The organism is Exiguobacterium sp. EA-TM-5, from assembly GCF_053878415.1.
The window spans coordinates 1-10,622 of sequence record NZ_JBSRPW010000002.1 but is presented as its reverse complement, the minus strand read 5'-3'; the positions used below and the strand labels follow the sequence as shown (position 1 = coordinate 10,622).

Below are 10,622 nucleotides of genomic sequence, written 5' to 3'. Positions count from 1 at the left end.
GCTTTTGAATAGCGAGTGCACGAACACTTGCTATTGAATAGTTGAAGGCACATTGGACGTGACTTCAACTTAGATGCACTTATCATACTAAGGAAACCTTTAACATTCAAGGTTTTAGTATAGAAAAAGGACATCATTCAGTAGCAAGTTTTACGAAACTCGCTACTGAATGATGTCCTTTTTTGTTTTGGTTTTACATAAAAAGAGGTCAGCACTCGCTCTTTAAACGAGTAGGTCTATCTAGCTGATGCAGTAGAATGGATCGGTCGTCACCGCAGTTCCAGCACGTGATGCGACGTCTAGCAGGGGAGGAACGGACAGCCTGTACATAGCCTAAGTCCCGAGGGATAAGGTAAAGATCGTTGAGAGGTTCAGACGGGGTCATATGGTACGAGACCGTAGGCAGTCCCACGACAAACGGTGGGGAATTTCCTAGAGGCGGCTGTATGATTGCTGTGACACGACATATGACGGCTTTTGGCCGCCATACAGTGGGTTATATGACGAGTCGCCGAAAGGCAGCAAGGTAGGGCGTGGAAACGCCTTGTGTGCGCGCGAGCGCAGCGAGTCATATCGTAGGGGCGAAATCTCCCCTGCAATCTTGGAACGCCTAGACATACGGATACCTCGTCCTGCACCCCGGATGCAGTGCACCGATGGCATCAACTCTTTCCTTTTCGGGAAGGGGTTAGTAGCTTGCCCATCCAGCCGTTTTCCTCGCCTGCCTCCCGCAGTATGCCGTCGCTCTTTTAGTTCTACAAGTCTTTTTCATGAAAAAAAGGAATAGAAAATGCCTAGATGAGAATGACGACAGGTTCATGTGTCGCGCGAGGCATGTTGAAGGAGGAGCGAAGCGATTCCATTCAACATGGCCGCAGTGCGCCAGCAAGCGAAGTGGAGGCGTAAACGCCGGAACGAAGTGCGGTAGATCAGGAAAGCGAAAATCTTAAACAGGCATCCAGAGAGAAGAAGGAACTTTGAGATACGTTTTTATATCAATTACCGCATAGTTTTTATCCATAGAAAAAGCAGAAGGATGTCCCTTCTGCTTTTTCTATATTATTTTTTGTATTTAGGTTTTACATATGTTTCTTGTTTTATAGCTTTTGTTTTGTAAATACTTGAACTCATATTTGGTAGAAAGACTTTGATTTTTTGAATTTTCAAGTCAGCGTACCCAGCAATTTTACTATATTTTTTTTTGTTTGCTTGAATCGTTGTAGATATTCCGTAGGTTCGCGTAAATGAGGCACTTACATCACCAAATTTAGTATCAAATTTTGATGAGAACGTATCGGATTTACCTTTACTTAGTGTATAGGTACTTGCTTTTACCCAGTTAGGGGTGTATTTAGAGTACCCAAGAAACTTCATTTTTTTATAAATTGTTCCTACTACTGTCTCTCCAATAGCTGCTTTTGCAGAACTATTGATAGTGTAGCTTTGCGCACTATTTTTTTGAGGAAGATTAGCATAAGTCACGTAGAGTTGAAGGTCTTCTTTAGTAGCGAAAAAAGATGTTGATCCATCTGCTTCTTCTACGCTCAGTTCTTCAAAATTTACATTCTTTGGAGCAGAATTGTTTTGTTCTAGATAGCTTTTTTGAGAGCTACTTTTAGTATTCTCGCTTGCTTCCGCCGGAGTCAGTTGGAAACCTAATGAAAGGCATAATGCTCCACTGGCTAAAATCGAAGATTTGACCAAGTGATTCATTTGGAGTTCCTTCTTTCTTTTTTGGATTTTGGAATCATTTTCTATCTCTTTTAACAATTCTTTTCCATTATTACATAAACAGAAGGTTTTTTCACCCAATATACATTATTTGATTTTTTTGTTAGTGTAACTGTATGCTTGGAAACTATAAGACAGAAGGGCTATGGAGGTTTTTATGAAAAATCAAAAAAGAGTTTTTATAACAACAGCTGAAGCATTACTACTGATCAGTACATTTGCAATGTGGATCTATATCGGACGATTTATTGCGGTTGTACTAGAGTTTAAAAATTTGTTTGAAACAAACTCTATCTGGTATCTCTTACCTGCAATTACGTTTATCTTGTTTTTGATTTCATTCCAAAGTCGTAGAAAAGATAACGATGAAGAAATCTAACTAAAATCTCACTTAAGGTGTAACCAATAAAAAGACAGCAACTGCGATTGAAATCGCAGTTGCTGTCTTTTTATTAATTAAAGGTATCCAGCCTCAAAATAAAGAAAATTAAGAAGGTAAGAGGCTAAAAAATAAGTTGAGTGCAGAATGTGAGGGGTGAAACGTATGAAAGAAATGGAACTGACGATTCTTGATGTGACGGAACTCAATAAGCGTATGAAGTTCCTAGAAATCGCGAAACAGCATGCTCCAGTAGGCAAGGAAAAGTTACGAGAAGCCTTGAAACAGGCTGGGGCGACGTTCGACCAGCAGACGAAGCGTTGGCAGATTGCTGAAGACCATCCGAACGCTCAAAAGCGTGTCTTAGATTTCGTCCGATCGACACGAGTGAAGGAGAAAAAGAACCTATCGAAGGATCCATTACGTGTGGATCCTGTGACTGGACAATCGCAACTCGACGACGGCTACTTCGAAATTGAGATGAAGCAGGAAAAGGTCATTCGAAAGAAAGTCTCACTCGATCTTGATGTTGCCTTACATAAACGCTTGAAGCATATCGCACTCGAGAATGATATGAAGTTGTACGAATTGGTTGAAGGTGTGCTGCGTGATTACGCAAGAAGGCAAAAACAATGATCAGACAGAAGGGGTGTCCACATGAAATGGATCGAGGATAGACGAACTCGAGAAGTCGTCTATTTTATTCTGTTTGACGTCGCGCTATTCTTTTTTCTTTATTTTCTTGATCGAGAAGATGGTAGTGGTAGAGCCATCGGATTGTTGATTGCCTCGTTCGTCTCTTTATTCGGAATGCTACTCCTGTTTCTTTGGACAAATCGTCACAATGCCTTGCTGATGGCGGTTGCGATTTTCTTTTATCTTTATCTTGTTTCGTACTGGATTTGACCTTAAAAACCGTAAGGTTGCGTGAAATGACAATTCCTCGCAATGATAACGACGTTGTAGAGCCAAACGTAAAAAAAACGAGCGGAATCACCCGTTTTCACAAACTTTTATTTTCTCGCTTGCGAGTTTTTAAAAGTTTTTTTATTTTCCCCAAAAAAATGGTCCGGCGCGATAAAAAATTCGCGGCCGGATTTCGTATGGTTAAGTTGGCTATGTTATGAGTGTTGTTATGGGTTTGGATATGAGTATAGTTTGGACGAAATATAGCGCAAATATTATCTAATAGTTGTGCGTTTGGTTTCGTATTTAGGTGCGTTTTGGTGTGTTGTTTTTGCGTTATGGATGTATTAGCATGATAAAAAATAGATGTTTTATACAGGAGGAAGTCTTATGAGTAGTAAAAAAGTAAAGATTCTTATGAATAGATCACTACCAGTAGAAAAAAACGAATTGATCAAAAATTACTACTCTTCTTGGAGAACAGCAAACAAGACTTCTAATGCTTCTTTTACGCTTTTGTATTCGAGTTTTAAAGAAAGACACTTATCTACTTTGGAAGCGGGTCCATTACGCCTATACTTGTATTTTTCTTTTAGTGCTGATAATACAACAGGTCATAGTTGGCATAGCATCCAAAAGATAGCGAATTTTTTTAACACTCAAACAAGAACAATCGACAATTGGATCAAAGTTTTAGTTGATGCCGATCTTATTCACAGAGAACGCGTAGATAAAGTTACTAATACAACATTTATAATCCCGTATGGAGATACATGGATGAACTTGGCACCATCCAATTCTAAAATCTTTAAAGAAGATAACCAGAAGCTTGTAAAAAATTTGGTTGAAGTAGTTTCTAAGAGAAAAGAAGTATATGGCGAAATCATTAGAGTTTACCATCTATTCCAATGGAAGGTGACAAAAAAAGAGACCCTTCCGAAGCATTTTCTTTTGATTATTACGCAGCGTAAAAACGGTGTATGTATAAGTCATACTTACGAATTTGGAAGAATGTCGGAATACTCGATTTCCGAACTTGAAATTGAAAACATAGCAACGTTCTCAAGCAAATTCCAATACAATAATAAACCGATTCAAGGTATCGCTATTGATAATGATTCCCCAATCCAACTCAATAACAAATCAAAAGATGTAAGTGACATTTTCGATGAGTTAAAGGAGGCTGATGAGAATGATTTGAAAGATCATCCTGAAGTTGACTTTGGATTATTTGAAGAGTTCTTTACGTTAGAAAGTGAAGAGGACGAATCAGAGGAAGGTGAGGAAAGTAAAGTGAAAGAAGGAAAAACGATATGACTAATCAAAGTGTTTTCAAACTAGATATTAAAAATATGAAAAAAGGACCACACATTGTTGGTGTTGCTAAGAAAGAAATCCTCACTGAATTGGGAATTGCGTCTAATAAAGAATTAGAGATAGTCTTGTGGAAAGATCGTCTACGACACATTGAAAGACACAAAAAAGACTTTAGTAGTGAGGAAGAGTACCATAGTCATTTAGAGTCTATGCCCGACATAATAAATGATCCTGACTACATTGGTTTGCATCCTACAAATAATAGCATTGAATATGTTAAGCGATTGGATAAAATCGTTCTGATTGCAGTTAGAGTAAAGGCGGATGGTCCTTTGGCGATTCGAACTTTATATCCTTTGAACGAAAATAAGCTCAAAATTTATTTAGAAAGTGGACGAATGAAAATAATCGACAAATAGACAAAGACCTACTTCTACGTTATAATTTCATTGCGTTTAAAGATAGATCAGCAAATTTTTGAGGGCGGAACAGGCAGCCGCCACGCCTCTTTTATCGAGAGGTCTTTGAAGAGATGCAGATTGCCACCTGCCAATAATTTGTTGATTTTTTTAGGTCTCTTGTCGAATCGATAAGAGATTTTTTTTATGGAAAACGGAAAAAAGAGCATAAGGGGAAACTGCTATCACTCAGCGTGCTAGCCTAGGCGGAGCCTAGTGTTTCCCTGATATCATCAAAATCGCCAAAAGGTCACACCGCGTGCCACTAAAAACGGCATTTTGGCACGGCGGTTGCCACCAAAAAATACGATTGCTAGTGCTAGCAATCGTATTTTTTTATTTTTCAAAATGAAAAAAACGATTTGAAATCTCTTTTTTTGAATCGAGATTTGATGCGTGATAAAAATAAAATGTTGTCAGAAAATTGATGTAAGCGTACAATAATCAGTAACAAAATACGGACGGAACAACAAAAAACGCCACTTCTCCCATCTGCTCGTTTGGCGACGAGTAGATGATCAACGAAGTGACGCTTTTGAATAGCGAGTGCACGAACACTTGCTATTGAATAGTTGAAGGCACATTGGACGTGACTTCAACTTAGATGCACTTATCATACTAAGGAAACCTTTAACATTCAAGGTTTTAGTATAGAAAAAGGACATCATTCAGTAGCAAGTTTTACGAAACTCGCTACTGAATGATGTCCTTTTTGTTTTGGTTTTACATAAAAAGAGGTCAGCACTCGCTCTTTAAACGAGTAGGTTCATCCAGCCGACGCAGTAGAATGGATCGGTCGTCACCGCAGTTCCAGCACGTGATGCGACGTTAGCAGGGGAAGGACGGAGAGCCCTGTACATAGCCTAAGTCCCGAAGGGATAAGGTAAAGATCGTTGAGAGGTTCAGACGGGGTCATATGGTACGAGACTGTAGGCAGTCCCACGACAAACGGTGGGGAATTTCCTAGTAGGCGGCTGTATGATTGCTGTGACACGACATATGACGGCTTTTGGCCGCCATACAGTGGGTTATATGACGAGTCGCCGAAAGGCAGCAAGGTAGGGCGTGGAAACGCCTTGTGTGCGCGCGAGCGCAGCGAGTCATATCGTAGGGGCGAGACTCCCCTGCAATCTTGGAACGCCTAGACATACGGATACCTCGTCCTACACTGGACGCAGTGCACCGATGGGCAGATTTAACTCTTTCCTTTTGCAAGGGGTTAGTCTGCCCATCCAGCCGTTTTCCTCGCCTGCCTCCCGCAGTATGCCGTCGCTCTTTTAGTTCTACAAGTCTTTTTCATGAAAAAAAGGAATAGAAAATGCCGGTAAGATGAAGATCAACTACAGGTTCATGTGTCGTGCGAGGCATGTTGAAGGAGGGAGCGAAGCGATTCCATTCAACATGCCGCAGTGCGCCAGCAAGCGAAGTGGAGGCGTAAACGCCGGAACGAAGTGCGGTAGATCAGGAAAGCGAAAATCTTAAACAGGCATCCAGAGAGAAGAAGGAACTTTGAGATACGTTTTTATATCAATTACCGCATAGTTTTTATCCATAGAAAAAGCAGAAGGATGTCCCTTCTGCTTTTTCTATATTATTTTTTGTATTTAGGTTTTACATATGTTTCTTGTTTTATAGCTTTTGTTTTGTAAATACTTGAACTCATATTTGGTAGAAAGACTTTGATTTTTTGAATTTTCAAGTCAGCGTACCCAGCAATTTTACTATATTTTTTTTTGTTTGCTTGAATCGTTGTAGATATTCCGTAGGTTCGCGTAAATGAGGCACTTACATCACCAAATTTAGTATCAAATTTTGATGAGAACGTATCGGATTTACCTTTACTTAGTGTATAGGTACTTGCTTTTACCCAGTTAGGGGTGTATTTAGAGTACCCAAGAAACTTCATTTTTTTATAAATTGTTCCTACTACTGTCTCTCCAATAGCTGCTTTTGCAGAACTATTGATAGTGTAGCTTTGCGCACTATTTTTTTGAGGAAGATTAGCATAAGTCACGTAGAGTTGAAGGTCTTCTTTAGTAGCGAAAAAAGATGTTGATCCATCTGCTTCTTCTACGCTCAGTTCTTCAAAATTTACATTCTTTGGAGCAGAATTGTTTTGTTCTAGATAGCTTTTTTGAGAGCTACTTTTAGTATTCTCGCTTGCTTCCGCCGGAGTCAGTTGGAAACCTAATGAAAGGCATAATGCTCCACTGGCTAAAATCGAAGATTTGACCAAGTGATTCATTTGGAGTTCCTTCTTTCTTTTTTGGATTTTGGAATCATTTTCTATCTCTTTTAACAATTCTTTTCCATTATTACATAAACAGAAGGTTTTTTCACCCAATATACATTATTTGATTTTTTTGTTAGTGTAACTGTATGCTTGGAAACTATAAGACAGAAGGGCTATGGAGGTTTTTATGAAAAATCAAAAAAGAGTTTTTATAACAACAGCTGAAGCATTACTACTGATCAGTACATTTGCAATGTGGATCTATATCGGACGATTTATTGCGGTTGTACTAGAGTTTAAAAATTTGTTTGAAACAAACTCTATCTGGTATCTCTTACCTGCAATTACGTTTATCTTGTTTTTGATTTCATTCCAAAGTCGTAGAAAAGATAACGATGAAGAAATCTAACTAAAATCTCACTTAAGGTGTAACCAATAAAAAGACAGCAACTGCGATTGAAATCGCAGTTGCTGTCTTTTTATTAATTAAAGGTATCCAGCCTCAAAATAAAGAAAATTAAGAAGGTAAGAGGCTAAAAAATAAGTTGAGTGCAGAATGTGAGGGGTGAAACGTATGAAAGAAATGGAACTGACGATTCTTGATGTGACGGAACTCAATAAGCGTATGAAGTTCCTAGAAATCGCGAAACAGCATGCTCCAGTAGGCAAGGAAAAGTTACGAGAAGCCTTGAAACAGGCTGGGGCGACGTTCGACCAGCAGACGAAGCGTTGGCAGATTGCTGAAGACCATCCGAACGCTCAAAAGCGTGTCTTAGATTTCGTCCGATCGACACGAGTGAAGGAGAAAAAGAACCTATCGAAGGATCCATTACGTGTGGATCCTGTGACTGGACAATCGCAACTCGACGACGGCTACTTCGAAATTGAGATGAAGCAGGAAAAGGTCATTCGAAAGAAAGTCTCACTCGATCTTGATGTTGCCTTACATAAACGCTTGAAGCATATCGCACTCGAGAATGATATGAAGTTGTACGAATTGGTTGAAGGTGTGCTGCGTGATTACGCAAGAAGGCAAAAACAATGATCAGACAGAAGGGGTGTCCACATGAAATGGATCGAGGATAGACGAACTCGAGAAGTCGTCTATTTTATTCTGTTTGACGTCGCGCTATTCTTTTTTCTTTATTTTCTTGATCGAGAAGATGGTAGTGGTAGAGCCATCGGATTGTTGATTGCCTCGTTCGTCTCTTTATTCGGAATGCTACTCCTGTTTCTTTGGACAAATCGTCACAATGCCTTGCTGATGGCGGTTGCGATTTTCTTTTATCTTTATCTTGTTTCGTACTGGATTTGACCTTAAAAACCGTAAGGTTGCGTGAAATGACAATTCCTCGCAATGATAACGACGTTGTAGAGCCAAACGTAAAAAAAACGAGCGGAATCACCCGTTTTCACAAACTTTTATTTTCTCGCTTGCGAGTTTTTAAAAGTTTTTTTATTTTCCCCAAAAAAATGGTCCGGCGCGATAAAAAATTCGCGGCCGGATTTCGTATGGTTAAGTTGGCTATGTTATGAGTGTTGTTATGGGTTTGGATATGAGTATAGTTTGGACGAAATATAGCGCAAATATTATCTAATAGTTGTGCGTTTGGTTTCGTATTTAGGTGCGTTTTGGTGTGTTGTTTTTGCGTTATGGATGTATTAGCATGATAAAAAATAGATGTTTTATACAGGAGGAAGTCTTATGAGTAGTAAAAAAGTAAAGATTCTTATGAATAGATCACTACCAGTAGAAAAAAACGAATTGATCAAAAATTACTACTCTTCTTGGAGAACAGCAAACAAGACTTCTAATGCTTCTTTTACGCTTTTGTATTCGAGTTTTAAAGAAAGACACTTATCTACTTTGGAAGCGGGTCCATTACGCCTATACTTGTATTTTTCTTTTAGTGCTGATAATACAACAGGTCATAGTTGGCATAGCATCCAAAAGATAGCGAATTTTTTTAACACTCAAACAAGAACAATCGACAATTGGATCAAAGTTTTAGTTGATGCCGATCTTATTCACAGAGAACGCGTAGATAAAGTTACTAATACAACATTTATAATCCCGTATGGAGATACATGGATGAACTTGGCACCATCCAATTCTAAAATCTTTAAAGAAGATAACCAGAAGCTTGTAAAAAATTTGGTTGAAGTAGTTTCTAAGAGAAAAGAAGTATATGGCGAAATCATTAGAGTTTACCATCTATTCCAATGGAAGGTGACAAAAAAAGAGACCCTTCCGAAGCATTTTCTTTTGATTATTACGCAGCGTAAAAACGGTGTATGTATAAGTCATACTTACGAATTTGGAAGAATGTCGGAATACTCGATTTCCGAACTTGAAATTGAAAACATAGCAACGTTCTCAAGCAAATTCCAATACAATAATAAACCGATTCAAGGTATCGCTATTGATAATGATTCCCCAATCCAACTCAATAACAAATCAAAAGATGTAAGTGACATTTTCGATGAGTTAAAGGAGGCTGATGAGAATGATTTGAAAGATCATCCTGAAGTTGACTTTGGATTATTTGAAGAGTTCTTTACGTTAGAAAGTGAAGAGGACGAATCAGAGGAAGGTGAGGAAAGTAAAGTGAAAGAAGGAAAAACGATATGACTAATCAAAGTGTTTTCAAACTAGATATTAAAAATATGAAAAAAGGACCACACATTGTTGGTGTTGCTAAGAAAGAAATCCTCACTGAATTGGGAATTGCGTCTAATAAAGAATTAGAGATAGTCTTGTGGAAAGATCGTCTACGACACATTGAAAGACACAAAAAAGACTTTAGTAGTGAGGAAGAGTACCATAGTCATTTAGAGTCTATGCCCGACATAATAAATGATCCTGACTACATTGGTTTGCATCCTACAAATAATAGCATTGAATATGTTAAGCGATTGGATAAAATCGTTCTGATTGCAGTTAGAGTAAAGGCGGATGGTCCTTTGGCGATTCGAACTTTATATCCTTTGAACGAAAATAAGCTCAAAATTTATTTAGAAAGTGGACGAATGAAAATAATCGACAAATAGACAAAGACCTACTTCTACGTTATAATTTCATTGCGTTTAAAGATAGATCAGCAAATTTTTGAGGGCGGAACAGGCAGCCGCCACGCCTCTTTTATCGAGAGGTCTTTGAAGAGATGCAGATTGCCACCTGCCAATAATTTGTTGATTTTTTTAGGTCTCTTGTCGAATCGATAAGAGATTTTTTTTATGGAAAACGGAAAAAAGAGCATAAGGGGAAACTGCTATCACTCAGCGTGCTAGCCTAGGCGGAGCCTAGTGTTTCCCTGATATCATCAAAATCGCCAAAAGGTCACACCGCGTGCCACTAAAAACGGCATTTTGGCACGGCGGTTGCCACCAAAAAATACGATTGCTAGTGCTAGCAATCGTATTTTTTTATTTTTCAAAATGAAAAAAACGATTTGAAATCTCTTTTTTTGAATCGAGATTTGATGCGTGATAAAAATAAAATGTTGTCAGAAAATTGATGTAAGCGTACAATAATCAGTAACAAAATACGGACGGAACAACAAAAAACGCCACTTCTCCCATCTGCTCGTTTGGCGAC

Annotated in this window: 12 protein-coding genes; 10 read left to right on the top strand and 2 right to left on the bottom strand. The window is 38.6% G+C overall.

The features are described from left to right. Positions 1-1,059: 1,059 nt before the first annotated feature. On the bottom strand, positions 1,060-1,713 hold the full coding sequence (locus ACV3PA_RS16380) for a hypothetical protein (protein ID WP_456125990.1): 654 nt from the start codon (positions 1,711-1,713) through the stop codon (positions 1,060-1,062). A gap of 175 nt (positions 1,714-1,888) precedes the next feature. Here ACV3PA_RS16380 and ACV3PA_RS16375 point away from each other — a divergent pair, with 175 nt between their 5' ends. The 5 genes from ACV3PA_RS16375 (at position 1,889) to ACV3PA_RS16355 (ending at position 4,752) form a co-directional block, all read left to right on the top strand. After that, complete coding sequence (locus ACV3PA_RS16375) at positions 1,889-2,110, top strand: hypothetical protein (protein ID WP_456125989.1); 222 nt, start codon at positions 1,889-1,891, stop codon at positions 2,108-2,110. A gap of 165 nt (positions 2,111-2,275) precedes the next feature. Further along, positions 2,276-2,746, top strand: a complete 471-nt coding sequence (locus ACV3PA_RS16370; protein ID WP_456125988.1) for a hypothetical protein — start codon at positions 2,276-2,278, stop codon at positions 2,744-2,746. A gap of 21 nt (positions 2,747-2,767) precedes the next feature. Continuing rightward, positions 2,768-3,016, top strand: a complete 249-nt coding sequence (locus ACV3PA_RS16365) for a hypothetical protein (protein WP_456125987.1) — start codon at positions 2,768-2,770, stop codon at positions 3,014-3,016. Between the two features lie 390 nt (positions 3,017-3,406). Further along, positions 3,407-4,333, top strand: coding sequence for a hypothetical protein (locus ACV3PA_RS16360; RefSeq protein WP_119182634.1), 927 nt, complete (start codon positions 3,407-3,409; stop codon positions 4,331-4,333). Continuing rightward, entirely contained in the window at positions 4,330-4,752 is a 423-nt protein-coding gene (locus ACV3PA_RS16355; protein WP_456125986.1) for a PBECR3 domain-containing polyvalent protein, read from the top strand. Before ACV3PA_RS16360 ends, ACV3PA_RS16355 begins: the two co-directional genes overlap by 4 nt. 1,630 nt (positions 4,753-6,382) lie before the next feature. On the opposite strand, the gene ACV3PA_RS16350 is transcribed toward ACV3PA_RS16355, so the two are convergent. Continuing rightward, complete coding sequence (locus tag ACV3PA_RS16350; RefSeq protein WP_456125990.1) at positions 6,383-7,036, bottom strand: hypothetical protein; 654 nt, start codon at positions 7,034-7,036, stop codon at positions 6,383-6,385. Positions 7,037-7,211: 175 nt separating this feature from the next. Between ACV3PA_RS16350 and ACV3PA_RS16345 the strand changes: the two genes are divergently transcribed. The 5 genes from ACV3PA_RS16345 (at position 7,212) to ACV3PA_RS16325 (ending at position 10,075) form a co-directional block, all read left to right on the top strand. After that, on the top strand, positions 7,212-7,433 hold the full coding sequence (locus tag ACV3PA_RS16345; protein ID WP_456125989.1) for a hypothetical protein: 222 nt from the start codon (positions 7,212-7,214) through the stop codon (positions 7,431-7,433). Between the two features lie 165 nt (positions 7,434-7,598). Continuing rightward, positions 7,599-8,069: a hypothetical protein gene (locus tag ACV3PA_RS16340; RefSeq protein WP_456125988.1), complete on the top strand. Its 471-nt coding sequence runs from the start codon at positions 7,599-7,601 to the stop codon at positions 8,067-8,069. A 21-nt stretch (positions 8,070-8,090) separates the two neighbouring features. After that, positions 8,091-8,339: a hypothetical protein gene (locus ACV3PA_RS16335; RefSeq protein WP_456125987.1), complete on the top strand. Its 249-nt coding sequence runs from the start codon at positions 8,091-8,093 to the stop codon at positions 8,337-8,339. Between the two features lie 390 nt (positions 8,340-8,729). After that, positions 8,730-9,656, top strand: coding sequence for a hypothetical protein (locus tag ACV3PA_RS16330; protein ID WP_119182634.1), 927 nt, complete (start codon positions 8,730-8,732; stop codon positions 9,654-9,656). Continuing rightward, positions 9,653-10,075 (top strand): PBECR3 domain-containing polyvalent protein, encoded by a 423-nt coding sequence (locus tag ACV3PA_RS16325; protein WP_456125986.1) that lies wholly within the window; start codon positions 9,653-9,655, stop codon positions 10,073-10,075. The genes ACV3PA_RS16330 and ACV3PA_RS16325 overlap by 4 nt, the downstream gene beginning before the upstream one ends. Positions 10,076-10,622: the final 547 nt, after the last annotated feature.

Excerpts from the sequence above, each read along its gene's own strand:
- ACV3PA_RS16345 (WP_456125989.1), top strand. The coding sequence starts at position 7,212 with ATGAAAAATCAAAAAAGAGTTTTTATAACAACAGCTGAAGCATTACTA.
- ACV3PA_RS16350 (WP_456125990.1), bottom strand. The coding sequence starts at position 7,036 with ATGAATCACTTGGTCAAATCTTCGATTTTAGCCAGTGGAGCATTATGC.
- ACV3PA_RS16340 (WP_456125988.1), top strand. The coding sequence starts at position 7,599 with ATGAAAGAAATGGAACTGACGATTCTTGATGTGACGGAACTCAATAAG.
- ACV3PA_RS16355 (WP_456125986.1), top strand. The coding sequence starts at position 4,330 with ATGACTAATCAAAGTGTTTTCAAACTAGATATTAAAAATATGAAAAAA.
- ACV3PA_RS16325 (WP_456125986.1), top strand. The coding sequence starts at position 9,653 with ATGACTAATCAAAGTGTTTTCAAACTAGATATTAAAAATATGAAAAAA.
- ACV3PA_RS16360 (WP_119182634.1), top strand. The coding sequence starts at position 3,407 with ATGAGTAGTAAAAAAGTAAAGATTCTTATGAATAGATCACTACCAGTA.
- ACV3PA_RS16330 (WP_119182634.1), top strand. The coding sequence starts at position 8,730 with ATGAGTAGTAAAAAAGTAAAGATTCTTATGAATAGATCACTACCAGTA.
- ACV3PA_RS16365 (WP_456125987.1), top strand. The coding sequence starts at position 2,768 with ATGAAATGGATCGAGGATAGACGAACTCGAGAAGTCGTCTATTTTATT.
- ACV3PA_RS16370 (WP_456125988.1), top strand. The coding sequence starts at position 2,276 with ATGAAAGAAATGGAACTGACGATTCTTGATGTGACGGAACTCAATAAG.
- ACV3PA_RS16380 (WP_456125990.1), bottom strand. The coding sequence starts at position 1,713 with ATGAATCACTTGGTCAAATCTTCGATTTTAGCCAGTGGAGCATTATGC.
- ACV3PA_RS16335 (WP_456125987.1), top strand. The coding sequence starts at position 8,091 with ATGAAATGGATCGAGGATAGACGAACTCGAGAAGTCGTCTATTTTATT.
- ACV3PA_RS16375 (WP_456125989.1), top strand. The coding sequence starts at position 1,889 with ATGAAAAATCAAAAAAGAGTTTTTATAACAACAGCTGAAGCATTACTA.